Raw genomic sequence first — 25,091 nt, 5'->3', positions numbered from 1 at the left:
CCAAAAAGTTTCTCTAATTACTATTATAGACATCATTAGAATATAACAGTAATTAAGTTTTTATTAAGATAAACTTTTTTATAATAATCTATTTTATAACAATATTTCAGTTAATGAGGGCTGACTTAAAAAGTCTTTTGGACTAGCTGAAGCACCATATGCGCCAGATTGATAGACTACTACATAATCGCCAATTTCTGCTTTAGGTAGTTTAACTTTGTCGGCTAAAATATCAAGTGGTGTACAAAGTGGGCCAACAATTGTCACTAATTCTTTTTTGTGAAAGCTAGTTTCCTCGTCCTCAGTGCTAAGTTTGTTGCCAATACTTACCGGGTAGTTCTTTCTAATTACTTGACCAAAATTTCCTGAGTTAGAAAGGTGATGGTGCAATCCTCCATCACAGACTAAGTAGGTGGTTCCTCGGGATGTTTTTTTATCGACTACTTTACTTACATAAACACCAGCTTCTCCAACAATATATCGGCCAAGTTCCATAACAATATTTATTGTAGGATGGCTCTCGTTAAATTGGAGAAATAAATCTGATAAGTTTTCTGATATTTCAGTTAATTCTAAACGCTGTTCGCCAGGGAAATAAGGGATCCCTAGGCCGCCGCCAATATTAATATAATCTATATCAATCGGCATTAAGCTCATCAATTCGTTTGCTAACTTAAAGGTTTTTTGATGCATTTCGATGATTGCTTCTACTTTTAAGTTCTGCGAGCCAGCAAAAATGTGAAAACCGCGGAAGTTTATCTCTTCAAAGGGTAAGTGTTTAATTATCTCAGGTAACAGCTCTTCATCAATACCAAAAGGCTTGGCACCACCAGACATCTTCATACCTGATGCTTTAAGCTCAAAAGCTGGATTTATTCTAATAGCAATGCAAGGTTTGATATTGAGTGATTTACCTAATGCTAACGCACGTTCAATTTCTTTTGTTGATTCTACATGCAAAGTTACTCCCGAAATAATTGCTGACTGAATGTCATCTATTGATTTTCCAGGGCCAGCAAAACTTATTTCATTTGTTGGCATACCCGTTTGCATTGCTAATAGCATTTCTTTTTTAGAAGCGACATCAAATCCGCTTACTAAGGGACGGATGAAATGTACTAAATGGGGTAATGGATTTGCTTTAATTGCATAATGCAGCTGTATTTTATTAGGTAATGCAGCTTTTAGTTGTTGAATTTTATTCGCGATTAATTGTTTATCATAGGCATAAAATGGCGTAGAGCCTATTAATTTATCGATATTGGAAAGTGGTATATCACCGATAACTAATTCATTATTACGCTTATTGAAATGAGACATATCAGCGTGTGCTGGTGTTGTTTTTTTATGTGTATTCACAGTGAGTATCTTATTTTTTGTTAATTTACTGTTCTGAAGAAAAATAATTTTTATAGTTTACATTTAACTGGTTGCGATCAATTTTACCATTGGCATTATGAGGTAAATTCGTCAGTACTATGATTTGTTTAGGAATCATATAATTCGCTAACTCTTTTTGACAGTGTTTTAAAATTGACTTCTCAATTGAGGGTAAATTATCGCTTTGTGACACACAAGCTATTGCTATAATCGCTTGACCAAGCTGCTCGTGTGGTACGCCAATTACAGCAACTTCTGTAATTGAATTATGTTGATAAAGTATCTCTTCAATCTCCATAGGGCTCACACGATAGCCAGAAGTTTTTATCATTTCATCTTGCCTTGCAACAAAATATAAAAAACCCTCATCGTCTTTTTTTACAGTATCACCAGAAAAAACAGCCATTTCCGTTAACACAATACCAGATAGTGTTTGTGGCGCAGGTTTAAATCTTTCGGCAGTCTTTTCAGGCGAATTCCAATAGCCTAAACTGACTAATGGACCTTTGTGAACAAGTTCCCCTGCTTCGTGAGGGACACATTCTGTGCCGTCAGGCCGAATCACTAGTATTTCAGCGTTAGGAATTGCTTTGCCCATGGAGCCAATGCGTTGATCAATATCTTTCGGAGAAAGATAAGTTGAGCGAAATGCTTCTGTTAAACCATACATAAGGTAAGGGGATGCGTTAGGCACTAATTGCCTTAATTGTGCTAAGTTTGTTGTTGATAATGCACCACCAGAGTTAGTGAAGTATCTAAGTGACTCGCCTGTTTTATCGGGCCAACTTATTTTACAAAGCTGAGACCATAAAGGTGGTACAGCGGCTAAACCGGTAATTTTGTATTTTTTAATGGCTTTGAGCACATCGTTTGGTAATAAATAGTCTAATAGAATACAGCTTGCACCCACCAGGAAACTCGTAGTTAATTGGCTTAAGCCATAATCAAAACTTAATGGTAATACCGCTAATATTCTATCTTCAGCAGTATTGTTTAGGTATGAGGAAACCGATTTTGCCCCTAATACAATATTGCTATGTGAAAGTACAACTCCTTTGGGTTTTCCAGTACTGCCTGATGTATAGAGAATTGCAGCCATGTCATTAGCAGTGTTTTTATTGGAAAAATTATAGTTAGGCTGCTGAATAAAAAGTGCCCATGACATTATTGATATACTGCTTGCTACTTCGAGAGTATTAGTTTTGTGATCGATGACTTCGGTGAAGTTATCATCGGCATCTATCAGCACAATATGGGTGACGCTAACAAGGCCTGGTAATACTTCAGCCATTGCCTTAAAGCGCGCTTTATTGGTAATTAGTAATTTAATTTGGCAGTCATTAACGATGTGTTGTACTTGAGGTGATTTTAAAACAGGATTAATTGGGACAAAAGCCGAATCTGTTATGCTGCTGGCGAAAATACAGCCGACATTCTCAAAAGATTTGTGTAAATAAATACCGATTCGGTCATGCCGACCAATAGTTAATTTATTAAACCCACTGGCAATACTATAAATAAATGTGTTAAGTGCCTCAAAGCTCAATAGTTTATCTTTTAGGAGTAAAGCATCTGCTTTAGGTGATTTGATTGCACGTTGGCTTATTAATTGGTGAACAAAGGTTGCCATTTATCATCCTGAATTTAATGTGTGTTTAATACACCTTTATTATATCGGTATTGCTTATAGAAAGGCTTTACGAAAGCGTGATGTATTATTGCAAGTATTAGCTAAAGTTGGCAAGAATTTGATGAGATTTGCTGCGTATTATTTATATGTTGTTTAGATTAATACAGATTTAAGCCTTGCCTTAATGGGGATAATTTCCATAGCGGTATTGTAACCAATATCGTACAGCATTTGTTTTTGACGGCTGTTCATTTTAAAGTCAACAGCAGAGCATTCTCCGGTATTGATAATGATAGTGTTGTGCCAAAATGCTTCGTTAATGTATTCCCTAGAAAGCGTGGTCATAAAAGTTCTGATTAATAAAGTAACGTAATTAAAAATGGGGAAGAGCCCTTTTACACTTAATTCATCATATTCATGTTCACCCCTTAAGCGAAAGCATAAAATAGGAGTGCCTTTACTGTCCCAGTCTTGGTATAAGGCTTCTTCTGAGAGAATACTTCCGTCTACCATTATGCGCTTACCAAAAGTTTTGAAGCTAAAAACTAATGGGATAGACATAGAAAAACGCACAGCCAGTGATACTTTCATCTTTGGCGTATTGATTTTATCAAATATAACGGGTTGCCCTTTAGTGACGTCAGTGGCAACAATATGCAAATTTTTATCAAGCTGTTCAAAAGTTTTACCATTAAGGTGTTTGTCTACCCATCGTTCAAATATATCTCCCGAGCTTAGCCCACCATGGCGGATAAGCTTTCTTATTGAAAACTCTCTAAACTGATTATAATTTGTTTCAAGTGCTATTTTTCTAATTGCGTGATGGGATAAACCCGCAGAATATAAGCTGGCAATAATACTGCCACCAGAGACACCAACCAGATCGTCAAAAGAAATGTCGAGTTGCTTTAAGGCTTTTAATACACCTAGATGTGCGGGGAGCCTAGTACCACCGCCTGCGAATATTGGGATTATCTTGGTTGACATAGGCGCTCACTATTGTAATAACCAACACTCTCTAAGTATGGACAATAAAAATAGAATTTGCGAAATAGATATTTTGATTATTTAAGGTACACTTAGCGATAATTGATGAATCGAAAATATAATGATTAAGTGGAATGATATGTTAAGTCTAATAAAAGGATTATTAATAACTTTTTTGCTCATTGGTGCAACAAGTGCAAAGGCAGAATTGGCAGATACAGTAGAAGCGATTAAGCCGTCGGTGGTTGGTATTGGTATACATACACCCACAAGTAGACCTCAAAATATATTAAGAGGTACAGGTTTTGTTATTGCTGATGGTTTACACATCGTGACGAATAACCACGTGCTACCAAAATATCTTGAGTCAGAATTACTTGAAAAAATGGCGGTGTTTATTGGTTCAGGTAAAACAGCAATTGTTCGACAAGCAACAATTGTCGATCGAGATGAATATCATGATCTCGCGATATTAAAAATATCTGGCGCTCCTTTACCTGTGTTTACTTTAGCTGATGGTGATTATCAAAGAGAAGGCAGTAATATTGCATTTACGGGGTTTCCTATTGGGGCAATCTTAGGATTATATCCCGTGACACATCGAGGCATTATTGCCAGCGTGACCCCTGTGATTATTCCTGTGGCAGACTCCAGTCAAATAACGGCGAAGATGCTAAAAAAAATGCGTAATCCTTATTTTGTGTATCAACTCGACGCCACAGCCTATCCCGGCAATAGCGGAAGCCCTATGTATGACAGGAAAACGGGTGAAGTTATCGGTATCATCAACAAGGTATTTGTGCAAGAAAGTAAAGAAGCGGTTATTAGCAAACCTAGCGGGATCACTTATGCTATTCCTGTTAAACATTTGCATGAATTAATGGATAAAAATAAGATAGTCAGCCCTTAAAAAGTTATAAATTAACAGAAAATTTATTTACTCTGTTTTTTGTAAGGCTACTTTTTCATTACCTTGGGTACTTGAACGATACAATGCGGATAATGGGACAAGGGTAATATTATTTTTTGATAAACGCGGAATTAACCGCGTTAAATTTTTAACAGTTTCAGGGTGGGGGTGAGCAATTGCAATAGCAAACTCATTACTTTTTGCGTGATTAATTAATTCATTAAATTGTTGCTCGATATAAGCATCATCTAAATTGTTATCTAAAAAAACATGGCGATTATTTATTGGTACGCCTAAATCTCTAGCCGCTTGCTCTGCTTGTGAATGCGCACTTGTTTTACTGTCTAAAAAAAGTAAATCACGTTTTTTCAAGAAGTTCATTGTCCACGACATTGGTTTATACAAAGAGGTTAAACGGCTGCCCATGTGGTTGTTAATGCCAATAGCAAAAGGAATCTCTGCAAAAGAAGCGGCTAAAGTATCATGGATGGTTTGCTCAGACATGTCAGAAGTTAAGGCGCCCGGCCCCAAACGTTGGCCTTTTTCAGACTCCATAGGAATATGTAGAAGTACATCTTTTTGATGGCTATTAGCTTTTACTGCTAACCTTTTTCCATAGGGGGTATGCGGTAGTATTGAAAAAGTGACATTACCTGGTAATTCAAGCGCTTTTGCATCACTGTAGCGGTAGCCAATATCATCAATAATAATGGCAACACGGCCTTGCTTAGCGCTTGAGGGTGCAGAAATAAACAGCAAAAAAACAACAGAGAATAAGCGAATAGAATTTAGCACAGGGTCACATTAATTATTATTATTGATTAACATTAACCCTATCAGGTCAACAAGATTAAATCGACGGAAAAAATGATAATAATGAAGATATTTTCAAGTAACTTTATTGTTACCTTCTGCACCATAATTTTGGATTAACGGCTTTACCGCGATAACGTATCTCAAAATAGAGGCTGGCATTATTTTGGCCACCACTTTGACCAACTAAGGCAATTGGCTCGCCAGTTTCTACTTGATCTCCCACGTTTTTTAATAAGGTTTGGTTATGACCATATAGACTCATGTAGCCATCTCCATGATCAATCACAGTGACTAAACCATAACCTTTTAGCCAATCTGAAAAGAGCACCGTTCCATTGTGAATTGATTGAACTTGTCGGCCTAAAGGAGCCGTCATTAAAACGCCTTTCCAAGTTAAATAACCTTGCTTTTGACTACCAAAACTGCGAGAAATTTTGCCTTTAACTGGCCAGCGTAATTTTCTTTTTAATTTACTTAAGCCTACTAAATTTAGCTGGGCTTGGACAAGAGATTCAAGTTTTTTCAATGCCGCGACTAAGTTGCTTTCTTGAGTTTCTAGTTGGGCAAGTTTTTGCTGTGAACTTAATAGCGCCTTGCTTAAAGACGCTAACGTAACCGCACGCTGATCTTTATTTTGTTGAAGGGTTTTTCTCTGTTGATTTTGTTTAGCTTGCAAAAGGCGTAAATTTTCAACTTTTTCTTGATGTTCAGTGGTTACTTCAAGTAAGTCACTAAGTGTCGCTTTAAATTGGTCAATCTCTTTGATTTTAGCGGCGTTAAGGTAATTATAATATGTTACTGTACGCTGAATTTTTGCTGGATTTTCTTGGTTTAATAATAACTTAATATAGTCGTGATGGCCTGTACTGTAAGCAGCCCTAAGTTGTTGAGCGAGTATATTTTCTTGTTGCTTTTTTTGTATAGTGAGTTCAATTTTAGTTTTTTCTAATTCAGATATTTTTTGCTGGGTAGACTCGAGTGAATGCTTGGTTTCATTAATTGCTTTAGCAGCATCACCTATGGCTATATCATCGGCTTTTAACTTTTTTTCTAGTGCATCGCGATCTTTATTGAATTGAACAATTGAAGATTTTTGCTTTTGGATTGCTTTTTTGACATCCGATAATTGTTTGTCGGTATTTTGTTTTTCAGTTGCTGCATTCACTAACGGACTGACAGCACAAATTACTATGCAGAATACACTACATAGTAATTGTAAAGTTCGCTGGCGAAAATAAGTAATCAATTAATCGGTTAACTGCATAAGTACAGAGCCCGTCATTTCTTGAGGCTGCTCTAGGTCCATCAACTTTAATAACGTCGGAGATATGTCACTTAATGCACCAGTAGCAATAGGAACAGCGTTTCTGCCAACATAAATTAAAGGAACAGGCTCACAAGTGTGGGCAGTATGTGCTTGACCAGACTCGTTGTTTACCATCTGTTCGGCATTACCATGATCGGCAGTAATTAAGCATTCGCCACCGGTCTTCTTTAATGCTTCAACAACACGTCCCATCGCAGTATCTACTGCTTCACAGGCTTTAACTGCGGCGTCAAATTTACCCGTATGACCCACCATATCTCCGTTAGGATAATTACAAACAATAAAGTCGTATTCGCCACTCTCTATCGCGCCAACTAGTTTATCGGTTAGTAATACTGAATTCATTTCTGGTTGCAGATCATAAGTGGCAACTTGAGGAGAAGGCACTAAAATACGCTCTTCGCCTTTGAAAGTATCTTCTTTACCGCCACTAAAGAAAAATGTGACGTGAGCATATTTTTCTGTTTCTGAAATGCGTAACTGCGTTTTGTTATGTTTTTCTAACCATTCGCCTAGAACATTATTTAATACTTCAGGGGCAAATGCACAACTGGCCTGTATGTCAGCAGCATATTCAGTCAACATGACAAAGTCACTTAATGCAGGAACTTTTTTACGAGTAAAGCCATTAAAATCTTTATCGGTAAAACAGCGACTGAACTGACGTGCACGATCTGCTCGAAAGTTCATAAAAATCATGGCATCACCATCGTTTACTTGTATAGTATTACCTGTAGCATCGACAATGGCACTAGCACTAACGAACTCATCATTTTCATCGCGTTGATACGCTTGGCTTAATGCCTCTGTGGCGCTTTCATACTGATATTTTCCTTCACCAGAAACCATTAAATTGTAGGCACTTTCTACTCTGTCCCAACGTTGATCTCTGTCCATCGCATAATAACGACCGATAACTGACGCTATTTGACCTTCGTCATTTTCATCGGTGAATAATGATTTAAAAGTAGCGTCTACTTTTTCTAAAGAAGCTTGGGCACTGCGTGGAGGCGTATCTCTACCATCTAAAAATGCATGTAAATACACTTTATTAGCACCTCGCGCTTTAGCAAGCTCAATCATAGCGATAAGGTGATCTTCATGGCTATGAACACCACCTGGAGATAATAAGCCAAAAATATGGACAGCTTTTTGGTCGCTCACTGCTTTGTCTACCGCTTGGCATAATGCAGGGTTTTGATTAAATTCACCGTCTTTTATTGATTTAGTAATGCGAGTAAAGTCTTGGTAAACAACACGCCCAGCGCCTAAATTGACATGACCAACTTCTGAATTACCCATTTGACCTTCTGGTAAGCCAACAGCCATACCTGAAGTACCAATTAACATATTGGGATAGTTTGCTTTTAAATTGTCGAGTACTGGAGTTTTTGCGTGAAAAATAGCGTTAGAGTCACTGTCTTCACGATATCCCCAACCATCTAATATAATAAGAACGATCGACTTTTTCTTCGGCATTACCCTTTCCTTTACTGCAGTGATTAATGTTAAGTGCAAACATTGTACACTGAGCTTTATAGCAATCACAATGGACTTTAACAGTAAAATCGCGTGTTTTTGTGATGTTATATTACCAAGCAGGTGTCAAAATAAGGACAAGATAGCTCACTATATTTATAGATAACATCTAGGTATACTGTGCCTGTTTAAAATTAACCTAATTAGAGAATAAACTTATCTTATGGAACTACTTATAACACTTGCAAATAACCATCCAATGTTAAGTGCGGCATGGGTTGCCATTGTTGTCATGATTATCGTGATTAGCATTAAAATAAAAATGTCACCAATTAAACAAGTTACGCCGCAAGAATTAACCTTCTTAGTGAATAAAAGTGAAGGCTTAGTTATTGATATTCGTGCGGAAAAAGAGTTTAACCAAAGTCATATTCTTGATGCGAAACGTTTTTCAGTTGAAAAAGCAAACAATAATGACTTCGCTACTCTTGAAAAATACAAAGACAAACCCATTATTGTAGTATGTGCCGCAGGTATGACTGCTGCTAAAGTTGCCAGTCAATTATTGAAAGCAGGTTTTAGCCAAGTCAATTTACTTAAAGGCGGTATGAACGCATGGCAGGGCGCAGGTTTACCCACCACTAAGAAATAAGGTATAAAAATGGCAGTAATCGAAATATACAGTAAAGGATATTGCCCTTACTGTACCAGAGCAAAAGCATTATTGGCTCAAAAGTCAGTGGCTTATCAAGAATTTGAAATTGATAAAAACCCTGAACTAAGACCAGAAATGATTGCACGAAGCAATGGCAGCACAACCGTACCTCAAATCTTTATTAATGATAAACATATTGGTGGTTGTGATGAGTTATATGCGCTTAACTACAATGAGCAGCTTGACCCATTATTAGCAGAATAAATAAACGTAAAAGTATTTAAAACAATTAGTTATGGATTGGTTATTGATAATAACTTATCGATAACTAATGATAAATTTCAGTAAAAATATTACAAAAATCAATAGGAATATTCAGATGTCTGACGAAAACAATGCAGCAGCAACAAACGAAGAACAAGCCGGTCCACAATTTGCCATTCAACGTGTTTACACAAAAGACGTATCTTTTGAAACACCTAATTCTCCAACTATTTTTCAAAAAGAATGGAAACCAGAAATTAAGCTAGATCTTGATACTCGTTCAAACAAGCTTGCTGATAACACGTATGAAGTTGTTTTAGCCGTAACGGTTACTGCTATTATCGAAGGTCAAACCGCTTTCTTAGCCGAAGTACAACAAGCCGGTATTTTTACGATTGGTAACTTACCAGAAGCTGGTATCGCACATACTATTGGTTCTTTTTGTCCTACAACATTATTCCCTTATGCTCGGGAAACTGTCGCTAGTTTAGTTAACCGTGGTTCATTCCCACAATTAAATTTGTCTCCGGTTAACTTTGAAGCTTTATTTGCTTCATATGTGAAACAACAAGCTGAAGCTGCTCCTGCAGGAACTGAAACTCACTAATAATGAGTGCCTCTAATAGCAGTGTAGATAAAGGTGTAGTAGTTTTAGGTGCTGGATCGTATGGCACTGCTTTGGCTATTTGCTTTGCAAGAAATGGCCATAAAACAGTATTGTGGGGACGAGATAGTGCCCACATTGCTGAAATGTCTGCCACTCGTGGGAATGAAAAATACTTACCCGGTAGTACCTTTCCTGATAGCTTAATTCTTGAAAATGACTTACAAAAAGCGCTTCAACATAGTAATAATGTTTTAGTGGTGGTGCCTAGTCATGTTTTCGGCGATATGCTGATTCAAATAAAACCATATTTATTACCAAATGCAAGAATAGCTTGGGCAACGAAAGGATTAGATCCTGAGTCTGGTGATTTATTGCAAAATGTCGCGCGAAGCGTGTTAGGTGATGATATTTCTCTAGCGGTATTGTCAGGTCCAACATTTGCCAAAGAAATGGCTGCTGGTTTACCTACAGCTATTTCACTTTCGTCGACAGATGATAATTTTGTGCAAGAATTATCTGAATTATTGCATTGCGAAAAAACATTTAGAGTTTATAGCAATAAAGACTTTATTGGTGTGCAATTAGGCGGAGCGGTTAAAAACGTTATTGCGATTGCTGCTGGTATGGCGGACGGAATAGGCTTTGGCGCTAATGCCCGTACAGCACTTATTACACGCGGCTTAGCTGAAATGACCCGCTTAGGCTTAACATTAAAAGCAGATCCCGCTACTTTTATGGGGATGGCTGGTTTAGGAGATTTAGTCTTAACGTGTACTGATAACCAGTCTCGTAATCGCCGTTTTGGCTTAGCATTAGGTCATGGTGATAGCGTTGAAACAGCAATGGCTGAAATTGGACAAGTTGTTGAAGGCTATCGTAATACGAAAGAAGTTTATATGCTTGCCCAACGAATGGGCGTTGAAATGCCCATTGTTGATCAGGTTTATCAAGTACTTTATTGCGATAAAGAAGCCAAGCTTGCTGCGGGAGATTTGTTGTCTCGCGAACGTAAATATGAATAAAATACAAAGGTTAAATGGGCGAGAGCCTGTTTAACCTTTTGCTAATAAAGCTTATCTTATACAGCGTTATTAAAGCCTAATTGTCGCCACGCTTCATATACAATCACAGACACCGCATTAGACAAATTCATACTTCTACTGTCTTTTAACATCGGGATCCGTATTTTGTCTTGATCTGGAATTTGCTGACGCACTTCTTCGGGTAATCCTTGGGTTTCTGAGCCAAATAGCAAATAATCTCCTTGGCTAAATGTTACATCTCCATAAAAGTTTGATGCTTTAGTTGTGATTGCTAATACTCGTTTGGGTTGCTGGCTTTCAATAAAAGCGGAAAAATTTTTATGCCGAATAACAGCGGCAAACTCATGGTAATCAAGTCCTGCGCGGCGAAGCTTTTTATCGTCAAGATCAAAACCAAGTGGTTCAATTAAATGTAACCTGAAACCAGAATTAGCACATAAACGAATAATATTGCCCGTATTGGGTGGAATTTGAGGTTGAAAAAGTACAACGTCTAGCATAGCAAGATCACATCATGAAAATTGTAAGAGTTATTATTATACCTGTTATTAACTCAACAAATAATACAAGTGGATTAAATTAATTTACATGTTTGATAATGCTTATTTGCATAACAAGGGGGGGTTGTAACAATGGGAGCACCCATACATCACATTTGAGTGCTCATGTTTATAGGTAGAATCTAGCCAATAAACCTTTCCATAACATGTATACCTTTTAAAAGGTTACATTGATTTTCGATAATGCTGCTACATCGGTGATGCGTACGTTACCTATACTTTTTTGTAATCTAGCGGCTGTTTTATCTGCGCCGTGATATTCAGCAAAAGTGATAACATCTTCGCCATTGCACATTAACTTTAAGGCAATTGTTTTATTTTTTAAACGATACTCTTTAGTTGTATTATTAAGCTTTATTACATTGTTGCTCAGCGCGGCTTTACACACATCAATTAATGCGCTCTCCATATATGGACTCATGGCTGCTTGGCTTGACATGCTAAGTGTTAATAATGGTAATGCTGCGGTAATTGCTAATAATGTAGATTTAATTTTAGTCATGATCTTCTCCAGTTCATTATAGTTGGTTGCTAATTGTTACTTTGTTATTACATTGCTAATAACAAAGCTTTCAATAGATGGTTGTTTAACTGCTTAATTCCCTATTGAGTAAAGCTGTAAATGCCTTACTAAATTAATAGTGGCTTATTTTTTCGATAAAGTTGTAACGATTGACTTAAAGGTTGTAAGGAAAAAAGATCAGCTTTTTAGCGCTAGAATTAACTAAGTGATTGATTAGTTGCTATTTGGGTGTTTATTGTACGATTGTTGGCTGTTAAATATGTAATAAACGTTTACATTTAGTGATATTCAGACATACGAAACTTGTAGTATGTATCTGTTTTTTTACAATCACCTGAATCTTTTTTGGCATATTATTGAGCGATGCAAGATCTCATGGTGAAAATAATAAGTAATGGTATGATGTTTGTTATCAAAATAAGATTTGAGTAAAAAGGACTTTTTGTGAACTCAGCCTCCAATCAAATAAGTCATCAAGCTGACGACTATACTACTTGGGTACGCTTAGGCGCTTTTGCTGCTATTGGTGTAGCACTACTTTTAGTGGTAATTAAGCTTTATGCATGGTTTGTTACCGACTCGAGCGCCATGCTTGCTTCAACTACCGACTCAATGTTGGACTTATTTGCGTCTTTAACAAACGTGATAATTTTAAAGTTTGCTTTAGCTCCTGCTGATAAAGAGCATAAGTTTGGTCATGGCAAAGCGGAAAGCTTAGCTGGATTAGTTCAAGCGGCATTTGTGCTAGGCTCTGCATCATTATTATTGTTTCATGGCGTCGAAAGGACAATTTCTCCACAACCTTTAGAACATTCACAAACAGGTATCTGGATAACCATTATTGCTATAGTACTTACGTTGGCTTTGGTCGCTTTTCAACGGGTTGTGATTAAGAAGACTGGTTCTGTTGCTATTAGTGCTGATGCTTTACACTACCAATCTGATTTACTCCTTAATTTAGGCGTTTTAGCGGCAATTTTGCTTAGTCAAGGCTATTGGTTACAAGCCGATGGTGTTTTTACTATTTTAGTCGGGCTATTTTTGATGTTTGGGGCTGGAAAAATTGTTTGGATAAGTGTTCAACATTTAATGGATCATGAGCTTGACGAACAAGAGCGCGAGCAAATAAAAACAATAATTTTACAACATGAGAAAGCTTTAGGCGTACATGAACTTAGAACGAGACAAGCTGGCCAAGACAAATTTATCCAGTTTCATTTAGAGCTTGAGGATCAATTGTCCTTGTTAGAAGCTCATCGTATTGGTGAAGCTATCGAAAATAAAATTAACCAAGCACTAGCCCCATGCGAGGTTTTCATTCATCACGATCCATCATCGGTTGTGAAAAAATAAGTGAGTTAAGTTTAGGTTAATTTAGTTAAAAGTATTAAACCAATCGAGAGTTCGGTGGATTGCTTCTTCGCGATAGTGATCCGACTCAAAAAATAATTCATGGCGAGCATGCTCAATAATAACTGGCTTGCCATTTGGACATGAACGCGGTTGAAGTTTATTGAGTTGATAACAAAACTCATTTTGTCTTTCATTGTCGACAACACTATCTGCACCTGCTTGCAGAACCAAAATTGGCACGGTTAACATAGGTAGATTATTGAAGACGGTCTGTTCTGCTTCTAAAGCTTGTGCGAGCCAATGAGCAGTCACACCTCCTAACTGTATTGCTGGGGTTGACCGATAAAGCTGAGTAAATTGTTGATAACGAAGTTGGGATTGCATTAATGGATTGTTAGCAAAGTTATCCATATGATACGCATTATTTTTAACATCACCTTGGCCAATAAAATACCAAGGGCTATCCGAAAACCACTGATTTAATTGTACTGTACTGTAAACTAAGGCTTTAGCTAACCATTGTGGAATAGCACCACTATTAATGGCGAACATAGGGGAAGATAGCACAGCAGATTTAACAGAGTCTGGATGTTTTTGTAGGAAACGTGCAGCAATTATTCCCCCCATTGAATGAGACAACAAGTGAGGTTTTTCACTGCAATGTTTTTTAACAATGGTCTCTGTGAACAAATGTACATCATCACTATAGTCTTCAAATGAATCCACATAACCTTTGTGTGGATTAGCCAATAAACGCTCTGATATACCCTGTCCACGGTGGTCAATAATAAAAATATCGTAACCGTATTGAAATAAATCAAATGCTAATTCTTGATACTTTAAATAGCCTTCAGATCTACCTGGAATGATGACTAAACAAGCTCTGTTTTGTTCTGTTTTAGGTGGCTCTACAAAAGCCGCGTAGTTAATTCGTGTGTTATGAGTTCCTGTGAAATGGCCAAAAATACCTTGTTGCCAAAAACTATTGATTTCATTGCTATAAAGTGAATTTAATTGTTTTTCTTTGGTAAAGTTTTTTGTGTAGTTTGGGCTATCAGCCATAACCATATTTCCTTTGGCGACTAGTATCATAAATGAAAGAAAGATAAGAGAGCCTGTTAATTTGACTATTTTCATTGTTGTTGCATTGTTAATGGCTAATTAAAAACTAATGATTAGCAAGAGGTAGCGTTATAGTAACAGTTAACCCTGTTTTTTCATTATTATTTGCACTAATTTCACCGTGATGTGCTAAAACTGCTTGTTTGGCAATGGCTAATCCTAAACCAGTACCACCGGTAAGGCGATCTCTGGCTTCAACCACACGATAGAAAGGTTCAAATAAGTGAGGTAAATCTTGACTGGGTACACCGACACCTTGATCTTCAATGATGATGACTAAGTGCTCTGAGGTTGTGATGATATTAACAATGATCTGTCCACCAACAGGGCTGTATTTTACCGCATTGAATAGAATATTATTAACCGCTCCAGACAGGAGTTGGTTATCGGCTAAAAAACAATGTGATTTATTCGATTGAAGCGCAATAGTAACGGATTTCTCATTGGCAATAAATTGGGCATCTTCAATCGATTGTTCGATTAATGAAACCAGGTTAATTTCATGTAAACTCAGCGGTTGCATAGAATTTTCAAGGCGTGATAGCGCTAAAGTATCACTGATCATACTATCTAAACGTGAAACTTCTAGCTCGCAACGTTGTAGGTATTTATTCATTTCGCTGCTTGAGATATTACTTTTTTGCGCTAAACCTAACGCCATTTGTAATCGTGTCATTGGTGAGCGTAACTCGTGAGAAATATCACCTAAAAGTCGCTGTTGTGCACCTAAGTTTTGTTCGAGTTTTTCAGCCATTAAATTAAAGCTAGATGCAAGTTGGCCTAACTCATCATTGCGCTTGGTAATATCTATGACTCGTGAAGATAAGTCACCATCGCCAAGTTGTGTGGCTGATTTTTTGATCACCATTAATGGTTTAATGAGTGAACGAGCTAATAACCAACTAATGATTAGGCTAATTATTAGTGGTGTTAATATGCGAGCCCAGGCTGGCATTTGCATTATAAAAAGACCAACTTGCTTATTTTTATCTCTGTTAATTAAGTAAAGTTGGTAAGGCTCGTTATTAATATTGAAATCAAGAGGACCGGTTATTCTGGTGTAAGGAAATTGAATACTTACCATTTCACTAAACGTGTTCTTGTCTAAGTAATTTGTTAAACGTTCATGCTTATTTTTACCTAAAGTATACGCTTGGCCAGTTTGAGTGTTCTTTAACCAAAATATTGGCGGTTTATATGGTCCTCGTTCCATTTTTTTATAGATTGTTTTTAATAACGCTTGTGGTTTATCAAGCGAGTGCTTTTTTATATATCGGTCAACAAAATCTAACCGTCGTAAGTCGCCTTTATGAGCAGGTAATATCACACTATCGTTATTAAATTGAATTGAAAGTAATCGGGTAAAAGCTATCGATAAAATAATGATTAGCCAAAAGCAAATAAATAACTTAAAGAGTATTGAACTAAACCAGCGTTTTAAAATGGCAATCATGAAGTGTGACCCGACAGGAATATATATCCTGCACCACGAACAGTTTTAATTTTTTCAGTCGAGCTAAAAGGCATTAATTTTCGACGAATATTACTCACATGCATATCAATGCTTCTATCATAAGGTGATAATTTACGCCCTAGTACTTGCTCAGAAATAGTGTCTTTACTAACAATACTACTGTGTTGCTCCATTAATAAAGTCAATATTTGGTATTCAGTACCTGTTAATTCTACCGGTTGTTGATGACAAGTGACCAAACGTGTTGAATGATCAATTATCACTTGGTTTATTTGGAGTTGTGATTGAGGGGCTTGGCTGGACTCAACAATACTAATTCTTCTAAGAATAGCTTTAATGCGAGCGAGTAATTCTTTGTGGTGAAAAGGCTTAGCAAGATAATCATCTGCACCTAAATCAAGCCCTAACACTCTGTCAGCATCATCGCCTTTTGCGGTTAACATTAAAATAGGGGTTTTATGTTTTCCACCGAGCGCTTTTAGTACTTCAAAACCAGTTAAACCGGGCATCATTACATCAAGCAGTATGATATCTATATTATCCAGGTAGCATTGTGATAGGCCAGAAACACCATCAAAACAACAGGTTACTTCGAAATTTTCTGAACTTAAGTAATCGGTCAAAAGTTCAGCTAACTCTTGATCATCATCAATGAGTAAAATGTGTTTATTTTTCATATTGCCCCTGATCCTAATGTGTCTAATGGCGGCTTATATCATACGGTAACAAGATGGTGAGGCGATATTTTTTACACAACATTTACAGTAGGGCATGGATAATATGCGATAAGGTAATAAAGCAATCTAGCTTGTTAAGCTAAAAGAGAATATTTTAGACATTTGGCTTTCAACCGGTTGCCCACCGACTTTTGCTGGACGAAATGACCACTTTCTCATTGCGGTTTTGATGGCATTTCTAAAATAACTGATTTTATTTTGCTGTTCAAACTCAATATCTTTAATTCGGCCAGCTTTATCAATAGTAAAGTGAACCTGAACCTCAAGTTCTAACCCTTTACGTTTGGCATTAGAGGGATATTTAGGATCAATACCGTAAATGAGCTTTGCTTTTTCTTTAAAAGGGGGCGTGATTTGAAGAGTCGCTTTATTCGTTTCTAAAGAAGCAAAACGGTGTTCGGGTACTTTATGGGCTAAATTACTCTCAAATTGAATCAAGTCAACTTTATTTAAGTTGGTATGAGTTAAGTTGGCATTAATGGCTTGGCTATTAATATTGTCAATCGCTGTTAATTCAGCTATTGCTTTCGATTGACGCTGATTATTTGCCGGCTCATTTAAACTAGCTATTTGGCTTGCATACGGATTCGCCATGTTAGTAGATGTTGACTGAAGGCTTGAATCTAACTCTTCGAATGAAATTTCCACTGGCGACTTATCATTTTTGACTAACGCTTGTTTAGGAGAGTTTTGTTCCATTACTAGTGAAGTAGCAGAAAGGGCGTTTATTTCTGGTTGATTATTGGTGTTAGTCTGTGCCAGATTCGTCTCTGTTATTGTCGCGCTTGATTGAGTTAATAGCGCTTTACTTGGTAATGTTAAATTGTCAGCTTCTACAGTGTTTACTGAAGATGTAGAAAGCGATAATTGATGAAGACTATCATTATTTTCGGTTTCATTGCTTTTATCGAAAGATGAAATATTGGGCGTAACTTCAGTTGTATTAGTCGTATTGGTTTTGGCTACAACAGCTGTGTTAGTTTCTGAAATTGGTTGCATGACTTCTTGAACAGGTAATGACTGCTCAGCAACCAGTATTTTGTCTGTGGTAACTTGCGTTTTTATTACTTTTTTATTTCTTATAACATCTTTATTAGCAGTTTGCTTAGGCGATACTAACGTGGGGTTTGGTTTATCAAACTCTGCTAAGTTGTTAGGGAAACTTGCTTCACTTGTTAATAGTTGGCGCGCAATAGTCGATTTAGTTAACGCACTTTCTTGATAATTTCTTTGATGAGTAAACTCATCGTTATACTCAGTTAATGCATGTTTATTGGTGCCTATTTCAAATAAGCCTGGCGTTAAATATTGTTGGGCACTGAAACCGAAAATAGCGACAACAATTGTGCTAGCTGCTAACCACTTTCCAACATCGTTACTTGGCGTGCAATGATGGTCTATTAAACGAACAACGCGTTGTTTTAAATCGCCTCCTGAAGCTGCCATGGCCATATTGGGAATTGTGTGATGGCGGTGTTTACTGCAAATAGTCGCGGTGTCAGCCAAGGTATGAGCATACGCCACCGCATTACCGCAATATTCAACGGCGATATCGTCACTACAGTATTCGCGCTCGTTTCGCATTTGTTTGGAAATCCACTGCACAGCAGGATGGAAAAATAATAAAATAGCGACCAATGTTTGTAAAAAATTAACAAGATAATCATGACGGCGTATGTGCGCTAACTCATGTAATATCAGCATTTCTAGTTGCTCAGTTGTTAAATTACTTAACATACTAGCAGGTAATAGAATCACCGGTTTTAACCAACCAATAGCCATAGGTACATCAGTTTTTAATGAAATTAATAACCGAGGTAATTTAGGCAGCTGCATTTTAGCAACTAATAAATTAAAGCGCTGTAAAAGCTCTGTATCAACAGGCACCACAGATTGCTTAGATAGTTGGTTAACAGTAAAAACTTCGATAAGTAGTTTAAACGTTAGCAACATGACGATGGTAAGCCAAGAAAGTGATAAATAAGGTAGGTAACCTACTATATTCGTGGTCCAAAAGGCACTTTGGCTAGGTAAATAACTGACGGATGTTTCAAGTAATGGAATTAATTTGTTTGATTGTGCAAGGGCAACTTCATCGGGTTGATAAATAATCGCAAAAGTAACAAAGGGCAGAAACAAGCAAAGCAACATGGCAAATGAGGCAAATGCATAACGTAATTGTGGATTTTTATGCGAGGTCAATATTAATGCTGATTTAAGCGCAAGCGCTACAATACAACCTTGCCATAAAAAATGGATCAAGGTGAGTGCTAAGCTATAAAAATAAGGATTACTTAAAAAGTACTCCTGCATAATATTGTCCAAAAGAAAAAAATCCTAACGCTTGAGAGTAAATAAAAACTTAAAAATGAATTATGTTTCTAGCTCATTAAGTAATTGGCGAATATCGGCAATTTCTTCTTGGCTGGTTGATTCATCAAGGGCACGCATAACTAATTTTGATGTTGAACCGCCAAATGCTTTACTGACCAAATCTTTTAATAAAGATGATTGCGTTTGGGTTTCACTATTGGCCGCAGCATAAACATGAGCACGATTGCTTTCATCACGAATAACTAACGATTTTTCATGCATAATTTGCAATATCTTTAACACAGTAGTGTAACCTGTTTTTTGTGACACACTGACAACATCGTGGATTTGTCTCACAGTTGCAGGCCCCATTTGCCAAAGTACATTAAGCAAGGTTAATTCTGCTTCTGTGGGTTTAATAGTATTTTTATCGCGAGCCATCTAGTTTTCCTTCTTGCGATTACTGCATTTTGTTTAATTAAAATAAACGCTAAAAAATGATTATACGAACTCAATCGTATCTCTTGTTGATTAAATGAGCAACTAAAAAATCTGCTTTATGACATTTATCTTAATTTGTAGTTATATTCCTTTTAGCTGGTTAATATAATGCAGGGTTCGATTTGGGTAATTGGTAAAAACAGCATCTACACCATAATCGTAGCATTTAGCGATATCTTCTTTTCTATCAACCGTATAAACCCATACTTTTAAGCCTCGTTGATGAGCGTCATCCACCAAATGTTGATTAACAATATTTATCGACGGATTAAAGCTCATTGCGTTAAGTTGCTCAGCGCAATGGGCAAAATCAATAGGGCAGGAGGCGACTAACGCTGCGGTAGGTGTTTGAGGAATTAACTTTTTAATTTTTGCGAGTAACAGGTGATTAAAAGAGGAGACAATTAATTGTGAGGAGATAAAGTTATGTTGGTTAATGGCTATTGTTAATATTGTCATGAGCTTTTTAGTCATTTCTTGTAAGCAAGACTCGTCATCTGTTGAAGATTTTATTTCAATATTAACGATACATCGACCATTAATTGTTGCTAAAGCTTGTTCGAGTGTAGGGATGAACTGTTTTTGTCCCGCATCAAGTTGTTGTAAATTTGCCAATGAATAATGGTTGATTGTGCCTTTACCATTAGTTTGTCTTTCTAAGTAATTATCATGAAAAACAACAAAGTGACCAGAATGATGGTATTGAACATCGAATTCAATACCATCTGCTTGCTGAGTTATTGCTTGATTAAACGCTAATAAAGTATTTTCAGGGAAGTCGCCGCTGGCACCTCTATGAGCAATAACTTGCATTAATTTATTCGCTTACCGACTCAGTTGCCGTGTTTTTAAAGCTACATAGATCGGCGTAATGCTCACCTAAACGAGTCACTGTGTTTGGACCTGCGGTCTGATTAAATTCGACCATTTCTGGGGCAAAAGTTGTTACCACAGTAGAACCTAGCTTAAAGCGACCCATTTCAGCTCCTTTGGCTAAATGTACCGCATCAATACCTGATGCAGGGTATTGCCAACGAAATATATCTTTACCTGCAGGTGGTGTAATTGTACCCGCCCAAACAGTTTCAATACTGGCTACAATTGTAGCGCCAACTAAAACCATCGCCATTGCGCCGTGCTCTGTATCAAATATCGCAACAACACGTTCATTTCGGGCAAATAGGTTAGGTACATTATTCGCGGTTAATGGGTTAACAGAAAATAAATCACCAGGTACATAAATCATTTCTCGTAAAGTGCCGGCCATTGGCATATGAATACGATGGTAATCTTTAGGGGCTAAATAAATACAAGAAAAATGGCCGTTTTGAAAGGGAGCCGCTGTTTTTTCATCACCACCAAGTAATGTTGTTAAACTATAATCAAAACCTTTTGCTTGGATAAGTTGGCCATCTACAATGCCACCTTGTTGGCTAATTTTACCATCTACTGGGTAGCAAAGTGTTGTTGGGTCTTCATCGATAGTTCTAGCGCCATCTGCTAATTCGCGGGTAAAAAACTCATTAAATGTTTCGAAGTCTTTGGCATTTTTGAATTTGGCTTCAGCCATGTTTATTTCATAAGACTTAATAAACATAGCGATTAACTTGGTGGTCAGCCATCCCATTTTAGCAGCAGCGAGTTTGCCAACTAAGCGAGAAATAGCATGTTTGGGCATTAAATACTGCAGGGTAATTTTAACTTTATCAAGAGACACTAATTTTTCCTTAACTTAATTTATATTATATTTAATTTTGAAATGTTAATCGTTAAATCGCGAGGTTAACGTGTTGTCGCCTAAACTGTTTAGAATTCGTTGAAAACTAGCTAAACGTTTTGGATGAATATTGTTTTCTTCGCCAGCGGCAATTAAAGCGCAACCCGGATCAGTTTGGTGTTTACAGTCTCTAAATTTGCAGTAGCCTAAGTAATCTGCAAATTCAATAAAACCTTGGCACACTTGTTCGGGGGTTAAATGCCATAAACCAAATTCACGAATACCTGGTGAGTCGATAAGATCACCGCCATCATTAAAATGATAAAGACGAGCTACCGTAGTGGTATGTTGACCTAATCCAGAGTTTTCTGAGACAACTTTTGTTAACACGCCTAGTTCTGGCATGAGTGTATTGGTTAATGTAGATTTTCCAACGCCAGATTGACCGACAAATATGCTGGTTTGCTGATTCAGTTGTTGTTTAATTGCTGCGATGCCCTCTCGAGTTTCGCTACTGGCATAAATAATTTGATAACCGATAGAGCGATATATATCTAATTGGGTTTCAATTTCGGCTGTATTGTTTTCATCGAGCAAATCAATTTTGTTAAGTACAATAATGGGGGTTATACCTGTTTGCTCAGCAGCGACTAAATACCTATCAATAATATCAGGATTAAAAGCAGGTAACACGGAAGATACAATCAGTATTTGGCTAATATTAGCTGCAATCGGTTTAACACCGTCATAAACATCAGGGCGACTCAAAATAGATGTGCGTTCTTCGACTACTTCGATAATGCCATTTATTTTATCTTGTTCTTCTTTACCTAAGCGCCATATAACTTTATCGCCGCACACTAATGATTTAACTGAACGCCTAATGTTACAACGATAAATTTTCTTATCGCTGCCTTCAACATCAGCATGCTGACCAAAACGACTGATGATAACACCACTTTGTGCATCGCCTAACTGATCATCTTGCCATTGAACCTTATCGCTGCTTTTTTTGCTTTTAAGGTTTTTAAGTTTATTGGCTTGATTATCTTTAATACGGCGTACCTGACCTTTCGTCAGTTTTTTAGCTTTAGCCATGATGCTTTATCATTTTATTTTGGCATTCCAGTGTATTTGCATTGGTTTGTGTTAGTTGCGTATTATACTGTGAAATTGATACTTGTAACAAATGTATATTTTTAAGGGAAATTATGACCTGTAATGAGAGTAACTTAATTTGGCTCGATTTAGAGATGACCGGACTAGAGCCAAGCGTAGATGTAATTTTAGAAATGGCGACCATCATTACTGATAGTCAATTGAATATTTTGGCAGAAGGGCCGGTTTTCGCTATTCATCAAAGTGACCATGTGCTCGATAATATGAGCCAATGGTGTATTGAACATCATGGAGATTCAGGGTTAACTCAACGTTGTCGTGATAGTCAAACTGATTTAACCACAGCGATGAAAGAGACGATTAAATTTGTTGAGCAATATGTCCCCAAAGGCAAGTCGCCTATGTGCGGAAATAGCATTGGCCAAGATCGCCGATTTATTAATAAATATATGCCAGAATATGAAGATTATTTCCATTATCGCAATCTTGATGTTAGTACAATAAAAGAATTGGCGAGACGTTGGAAGCCTGAGGTATTAGATAAGGTTGTTAAAACGGGCGCTCATTTAGCTTTAGATGATATTAGAGAATCTATAAGCGAATTAAAGGTTTATCAAGAACACTTTTTTAAATTATAACGAAGATTCCCGTTTTTAACATTGACTCTCTTTGGGGCAAAGCGCACTATGGATGCAATCAAAAAAGTAAGCTACTATTATGTTATTAAATTTATCAAACCTACAGCACTCAACACTCTGTTGTCATCGCCTTGTGACTGTCAATAATCGATGGCAGTACCTGTGTGGTTTGAAAGTTTAGTTTAAGATAAATCAATCTTTTCAATTGTTTCAAGCCGCAATCAATTCTGCGGCTTTTTTATTTCCCTTTATAAAATTTCCGCCTTGGTTATGGCTTTTAATGCGTGTTTCAATAATCGTTAATTGAACTTGAAAGAGTTTAATGGAGAATAAAATGCCTGTATCTGTTGCCTATTTAGCAGTTGTTTTAATTTGGTCGACTACCCCGCTTGGTATAGTGTGGAGTAGTGAATCTGTTAGTCCAACATTTGCGGTATTATCAAGAATGGTTATCGCCGTTATTTTAGGCTGGATGATTCTACGCATGCGAAATATTTATTTGCCTTGGGATAAGGCGGCTTTACGTCTTTATACCTTTTCAGCACTAGGGGTTTATGGGGGCATGATGTTTTCTTATCTAGCCGCTGCGACAATTTCGTCAGGGATGATATCGTTAATTTTTGGTTTAGCGCCGATATTTTCTGGTATTTTTGCTCAAAAGATACTCGCAGAGCCAAAACTGTCTGCCATGAAAAAATTGGCGATGACCACATCATTAATTGGCTTAGCGATTGTTTGCTCTGGCAGTTTATCATTTGATAGTAATCTTAACTTAGGCCTCGTGTATATTTTGATGGCGGTGATCTTTTTTAGTTTAAGCGGTGTTTTAGTTAAAAGTGTGAAAATTAGCATTAATCCAGTTGCAACAACCGTAGGTTCGCTAGCCACTTCAGTGCCTATGTTTGCAATAACTTGGTTTTTGTTTGATGGCACTTTACCTTATGAACAATGGCAAGCAAGATCTCTATGGGCCATTTTATACTTAGGAATTTTTGGTTCGTTATTAGGTTTCGTTGCCTATTTTTACATATTGCAAAAACTCAATGCGAGTACCGTTGCCTTGATTACTATGATGACTCCGGTATTGGCAATGAGCTTTGGAGTGATATTAAATGATGAAGTGGTTTCTATCTATTTAATTATTGGTGCTATTTTTGTGATGTCGGGTTTAGCCATTTATAACTGGGGCGATCAATTTTTTTCCAGAGCGCTTAATAAATCTAGCATGCCACCATAAAAAACTTGCAGGTCTGACCAGTATGTTTAACAATACCATTAAACCACTTGTTTATTTATAGGTAATTTATGACCAATACATTTAGCCGTCTTGTTAGTAAAATTTATCAAGCCCCTACGTTTATGCAGCCATTTCTTTTAACGTTACTTTTTTGTACTAAAGTTAAATATGCTAATACAACAGGGATTAAAATAAAGAAAGTGTCTCAAAAAGAAGTGGTTATCACGTTAGCTAATAAGAAAAAGGTTCAAAATCATATTGGTGGTGTTCATGCCGTAGCAGCAGCATTACTGGCCGAGTCTACATCAGGTATTGTTTTTGGTATGAATGTGCCTGATACCTGTGTGCCAGTGATTAAATCGTTAACATTGAAATATCAACGCCGAATGCAAGGCGCATTAACAGCTAAGGCTGTATTGACTGATGAGCAAATACACCAAATTCATTCGCAAGAAAAAGGCGATATGTTAGTCAATGTTGTGATTACAGATGAGTCGGGTGAATCGCCCATTGAATGTATCATGGATTGGGCTTGGATCAGTAAAAAACGTAAAGCTGCATAGAAATACCTTATCGCTATTATTAGGGTTATCAAATTTATTAGGTATCCCTATTTTTCTAAAAAGTAAAAAGTATTGCTTCTTACCGCTAATTCCCTAAACTAACCAACTAGCGTTGGGTGGTGATTGAATAATACAA

25 protein-coding genes are annotated in these 25,091 nt (G+C 37.0%); 9 read left to right on the top strand and 16 right to left on the bottom strand.

Features of this window, described 5'->3' with window-relative positions:
- Window positions 1-93 precede the first annotated feature (93 nt).
- The 3 genes from AC27G3_RS02725 to AC27G3_RS02715 form a co-directional block, all read right to left on the bottom strand.
- Window positions 94-1,359, bottom strand: coding sequence for a pyridoxal-dependent decarboxylase, exosortase A system-associated (locus tag AC27G3_RS02725; protein WP_487118541.1), 1,266 nt, complete (start codon window positions 1,357-1,359; stop codon window positions 94-96).
- A 25-nt stretch (window positions 1,360-1,384) separates the two neighbouring features.
- Entirely contained in the window at window positions 1,385-3,010 is a 1,626-nt protein-coding gene (locus tag AC27G3_RS02720; protein ID WP_487118539.1) for an acyl-CoA ligase (AMP-forming), exosortase A system-associated, read from the bottom strand.
- A gap of 153 nt (window positions 3,011-3,163) precedes the next feature.
- Window positions 3,164-3,997 carry a patatin-like phospholipase family protein gene (locus tag AC27G3_RS02715; RefSeq protein WP_487118538.1) on the bottom strand — a complete coding sequence of 278 codons (834 nt, stop codon included), beginning with the start codon at window positions 3,995-3,997 and terminating at the stop codon, window positions 3,164-3,166.
- A gap of 121 nt (window positions 3,998-4,118) precedes the next feature.
- Here AC27G3_RS02715 and AC27G3_RS02710 point away from each other — a divergent pair, with 121 nt between their 5' ends.
- Complete coding sequence (locus AC27G3_RS02710; RefSeq protein WP_487118536.1) at window positions 4,119-4,907, top strand: S1 family peptidase; 789 nt, start codon at window positions 4,119-4,121, stop codon at window positions 4,905-4,907.
- Between the two features lie 27 nt (window positions 4,908-4,934).
- Here AC27G3_RS02710 and AC27G3_RS02705 read toward each other — a convergent pair whose 3' ends face one another.
- The 3 genes from AC27G3_RS02705 to gpmI all read right to left on the bottom strand — a co-directional run bounded on the left by AC27G3_RS02705 (window position 4,935) and on the right by gpmI (window position 8,529).
- The gene (locus tag AC27G3_RS02705; protein WP_487118534.1) at window positions 4,935-5,702 is read right to left on the bottom strand and encodes a divergent polysaccharide deacetylase family protein; all 768 of its coding nucleotides are present in this window, start codon (window positions 5,700-5,702) and stop codon (window positions 4,935-4,937) included.
- A gap of 109 nt (window positions 5,703-5,811) precedes the next feature.
- Window positions 5,812-6,888 (bottom strand): murein hydrolase activator EnvC family protein, encoded by a 1,077-nt coding sequence (locus AC27G3_RS02700; RefSeq protein ID WP_487118532.1) that lies wholly within the window; start codon window positions 6,886-6,888, stop codon window positions 5,812-5,814.
- Between the two features lie 81 nt (window positions 6,889-6,969).
- Window positions 6,970-8,529, bottom strand: coding sequence for a 2,3-bisphosphoglycerate-independent phosphoglycerate mutase (gene gpmI / locus AC27G3_RS02695; RefSeq protein WP_487118530.1), 1,560 nt, complete (start codon window positions 8,527-8,529; stop codon window positions 6,970-6,972).
- A 223-nt stretch (window positions 8,530-8,752) separates the two neighbouring features.
- Here gpmI and AC27G3_RS02690 point away from each other — a divergent pair, with 223 nt between their 5' ends.
- The 4 genes from AC27G3_RS02690 to gpsA all read left to right on the top strand — a co-directional run bounded on the left by AC27G3_RS02690 (window position 8,753) and on the right by gpsA (window position 11,077).
- On the top strand, window positions 8,753-9,181 hold the full coding sequence (locus tag AC27G3_RS02690) for a rhodanese-like domain-containing protein (RefSeq protein WP_487118528.1): 429 nt from the start codon (window positions 8,753-8,755) through the stop codon (window positions 9,179-9,181).
- A 9-nt stretch (window positions 9,182-9,190) separates the two neighbouring features.
- Complete coding sequence (gene grxC, locus AC27G3_RS02685) at window positions 9,191-9,448, top strand: glutaredoxin 3 (protein WP_487118526.1); 258 nt, start codon at window positions 9,191-9,193, stop codon at window positions 9,446-9,448.
- A 115-nt stretch (window positions 9,449-9,563) separates the two neighbouring features.
- Window positions 9,564-10,055, top strand: coding sequence for a protein-export chaperone SecB (gene secB, locus AC27G3_RS02680; protein WP_487118524.1), 492 nt, complete (start codon window positions 9,564-9,566; stop codon window positions 10,053-10,055).
- A gap of 2 nt (window positions 10,056-10,057) precedes the next feature.
- Window positions 10,058-11,077 carry an NAD(P)H-dependent glycerol-3-phosphate dehydrogenase gene (gene gpsA, locus AC27G3_RS02675; protein WP_487118522.1) on the top strand — a complete coding sequence of 340 codons (1,020 nt, stop codon included), beginning with the start codon at window positions 10,058-10,060 and terminating at the stop codon, window positions 11,075-11,077.
- A gap of 56 nt (window positions 11,078-11,133) precedes the next feature.
- On the opposite strand, the gene trmL is transcribed toward gpsA, so the two are convergent.
- The gene (trmL, locus tag AC27G3_RS02670) at window positions 11,134-11,598 is read right to left on the bottom strand and encodes a tRNA (uridine(34)/cytosine(34)/5-carboxymethylaminomethyluridine(34)-2'-O)-methyltransferase TrmL (RefSeq protein WP_487118520.1); all 465 of its coding nucleotides are present in this window, start codon (window positions 11,596-11,598) and stop codon (window positions 11,134-11,136) included.
- A gap of 217 nt (window positions 11,599-11,815) precedes the next feature.
- Window positions 11,816-12,160 (bottom strand): DUF3718 domain-containing protein, encoded by a 345-nt coding sequence (locus AC27G3_RS02665; protein ID WP_487118519.1) that lies wholly within the window; start codon window positions 12,158-12,160, stop codon window positions 11,816-11,818.
- 465 nt (window positions 12,161-12,625) lie between these two features.
- Between AC27G3_RS02665 and AC27G3_RS02660 the strand changes: the two genes are divergently transcribed.
- A complete protein-coding gene (locus AC27G3_RS02660) occupies window positions 12,626-13,534 on the top strand; it encodes a cation diffusion facilitator family transporter (RefSeq protein WP_487118518.1) in 909 nt (302 codons plus the stop codon).
- A gap of 21 nt (window positions 13,535-13,555) precedes the next feature.
- Here the strand turns inward: AC27G3_RS02660 and AC27G3_RS02655 are convergent, their stop codons facing one another.
- The 8 genes from AC27G3_RS02655 to rsgA form a co-directional block, all read right to left on the bottom strand.
- Window positions 13,556-14,596 carry an alpha/beta fold hydrolase gene (locus AC27G3_RS02655; RefSeq protein WP_487118516.1) on the bottom strand — a complete coding sequence of 347 codons (1,041 nt, stop codon included), beginning with the start codon at window positions 14,594-14,596 and terminating at the stop codon, window positions 13,556-13,558.
- Between the two features lie 106 nt (window positions 14,597-14,702).
- Entirely contained in the window at window positions 14,703-16,109 is a 1,407-nt protein-coding gene (locus tag AC27G3_RS02650; RefSeq protein ID WP_487118514.1) for an ATP-binding protein, read from the bottom strand.
- A complete protein-coding gene (locus AC27G3_RS02645) occupies window positions 16,106-16,807 on the bottom strand; it encodes a response regulator transcription factor (protein ID WP_487118512.1) in 702 nt (233 codons plus the stop codon). Before AC27G3_RS02645 ends, AC27G3_RS02650 begins: the two co-directional genes overlap by 4 nt.
- A 126-nt stretch (window positions 16,808-16,933) precedes the next feature.
- Window positions 16,934-19,180: a TonB family protein gene (locus AC27G3_RS02640; protein WP_487118510.1), complete on the bottom strand. Its 2,247-nt coding sequence runs from the start codon at window positions 19,178-19,180 to the stop codon at window positions 16,934-16,936.
- A gap of 60 nt (window positions 19,181-19,240) precedes the next feature.
- Window positions 19,241-19,621 carry a BlaI/MecI/CopY family transcriptional regulator gene (locus tag AC27G3_RS02635; RefSeq protein ID WP_487118508.1) on the bottom strand — a complete coding sequence of 127 codons (381 nt, stop codon included), beginning with the start codon at window positions 19,619-19,621 and terminating at the stop codon, window positions 19,241-19,243.
- 141 nt (window positions 19,622-19,762) lie between these two features.
- A complete protein-coding gene (locus tag AC27G3_RS02630) occupies window positions 19,763-20,494 on the bottom strand; it encodes a glycerophosphodiester phosphodiesterase (protein ID WP_487118506.1) in 732 nt (243 codons plus the stop codon).
- 4 nt (window positions 20,495-20,498) lie between these two features.
- Entirely contained in the window at window positions 20,499-21,359 is an 861-nt protein-coding gene (gene asd / locus AC27G3_RS02625) for an archaetidylserine decarboxylase (protein WP_487118690.1), read from the bottom strand.
- An 84-nt stretch (window positions 21,360-21,443) separates the two neighbouring features.
- The gene (gene rsgA, locus AC27G3_RS02620; RefSeq protein WP_487118504.1) at window positions 21,444-22,496 is read right to left on the bottom strand and encodes a small ribosomal subunit biogenesis GTPase RsgA; all 1,053 of its coding nucleotides are present in this window, start codon (window positions 22,494-22,496) and stop codon (window positions 21,444-21,446) included.
- A gap of 113 nt (window positions 22,497-22,609) precedes the next feature.
- Between rsgA and orn the strand changes: the two genes are divergently transcribed.
- From orn to AC27G3_RS02605, 3 genes are all read left to right on the top strand, one after another.
- Complete coding sequence (gene orn / locus AC27G3_RS02615; protein WP_487118502.1) at window positions 22,610-23,155, top strand: oligoribonuclease; 546 nt, start codon at window positions 22,610-22,612, stop codon at window positions 23,153-23,155.
- Window positions 23,156-23,489: 334 nt separating this feature from the next.
- On the top strand, window positions 23,490-24,392 hold the full coding sequence (locus tag AC27G3_RS02610) for a DMT family transporter (protein WP_487118500.1): 903 nt from the start codon (window positions 23,490-23,492) through the stop codon (window positions 24,390-24,392).
- 68 nt (window positions 24,393-24,460) lie between these two features.
- A complete protein-coding gene (locus tag AC27G3_RS02605; RefSeq protein WP_487118499.1) occupies window positions 24,461-24,955 on the top strand; it encodes a DUF4442 domain-containing protein in 495 nt (164 codons plus the stop codon).
- The last annotated feature ends 136 nt before the right edge of the window (window positions 24,956-25,091 follow it).

The organism is Colwellia sp. SU-HH01217 (assembly GCF_057543495.1).
This window is presented reverse-complemented; position numbering and strand designations above follow the sequence as displayed.

Bases quoted from the DNA above. Each gene is read 5' to 3' on its own strand.
- AC27G3_RS02720 (WP_487118539.1), bottom strand. From the start codon at position 3,010: ATGGCAACCTTTGTTCACCAATTAATAAGCCAACGTGCAATCAAATCA.
- AC27G3_RS02715 (WP_487118538.1), bottom strand. From the start codon at position 3,997: ATGTCAACCAAGATAATCCCAATATTCGCAGGCGGTGGTACTAGGCTC.
- AC27G3_RS02710 (WP_487118536.1), top strand. From the start codon at position 4,119: ATGATTAAGTGGAATGATATGTTAAGTCTAATAAAAGGATTATTAATA.
- gpmI (WP_487118530.1), bottom strand. From the start codon at position 8,529: ATGCCGAAGAAAAAGTCGATCGTTCTTATTATATTAGATGGTTGGGGA.
- AC27G3_RS02690 (WP_487118528.1), top strand. From the start codon at position 8,753: ATGGAACTACTTATAACACTTGCAAATAACCATCCAATGTTAAGTGCG.
- grxC (WP_487118526.1), top strand. From the start codon at position 9,191: ATGGCAGTAATCGAAATATACAGTAAAGGATATTGCCCTTACTGTACC.
- secB (WP_487118524.1), top strand. From the start codon at position 9,564: ATGTCTGACGAAAACAATGCAGCAGCAACAAACGAAGAACAAGCCGGT.
- gpsA (WP_487118522.1), top strand. From the start codon at position 10,058: ATGAGTGCCTCTAATAGCAGTGTAGATAAAGGTGTAGTAGTTTTAGGT.
- trmL (WP_487118520.1), bottom strand. From the start codon at position 11,598: ATGCTAGACGTTGTACTTTTTCAACCTCAAATTCCACCCAATACGGGC.
- AC27G3_RS02665 (WP_487118519.1), bottom strand. From the start codon at position 12,160: ATGACTAAAATTAAATCTACATTATTAGCAATTACCGCAGCATTACCA.
- AC27G3_RS02655 (WP_487118516.1), bottom strand. From the start codon at position 14,596: ATGGCTGATAGCCCAAACTACACAAAAAACTTTACCAAAGAAAAACAA.
- AC27G3_RS02650 (WP_487118514.1), bottom strand. From the start codon at position 16,109: ATGATTGCCATTTTAAAACGCTGGTTTAGTTCAATACTCTTTAAGTTA.
- AC27G3_RS02645 (WP_487118512.1), bottom strand. From the start codon at position 16,807: ATGAAAAATAAACACATTTTACTCATTGATGATGATCAAGAGTTAGCT.
- AC27G3_RS02640 (WP_487118510.1), bottom strand. From the start codon at position 19,180: ATGCAGGAGTACTTTTTAAGTAATCCTTATTTTTATAGCTTAGCACTC.
- AC27G3_RS02635 (WP_487118508.1), bottom strand. From the start codon at position 19,621: ATGGCTCGCGATAAAAATACTATTAAACCCACAGAAGCAGAATTAACC.
- AC27G3_RS02630 (WP_487118506.1), bottom strand. From the start codon at position 20,494: ATGCAAGTTATTGCTCATAGAGGTGCCAGCGGCGACTTCCCTGAAAAT.
- asd (WP_487118690.1), bottom strand. From the start codon at position 21,359: ATGCCCAAACATGCTATTTCTCGCTTAGTTGGCAAACTCGCTGCTGCT.
- rsgA (WP_487118504.1), bottom strand. From the start codon at position 22,496: ATGGCTAAAGCTAAAAAACTGACGAAAGGTCAGGTACGCCGTATTAAA.
- orn (WP_487118502.1), top strand. From the start codon at position 22,610: ATGACCTGTAATGAGAGTAACTTAATTTGGCTCGATTTAGAGATGACC.
- AC27G3_RS02610 (WP_487118500.1), top strand. From the start codon at position 23,490: ATGCCTGTATCTGTTGCCTATTTAGCAGTTGTTTTAATTTGGTCGACT.
- AC27G3_RS02605 (WP_487118499.1), top strand. From the start codon at position 24,461: ATGACCAATACATTTAGCCGTCTTGTTAGTAAAATTTATCAAGCCCCT.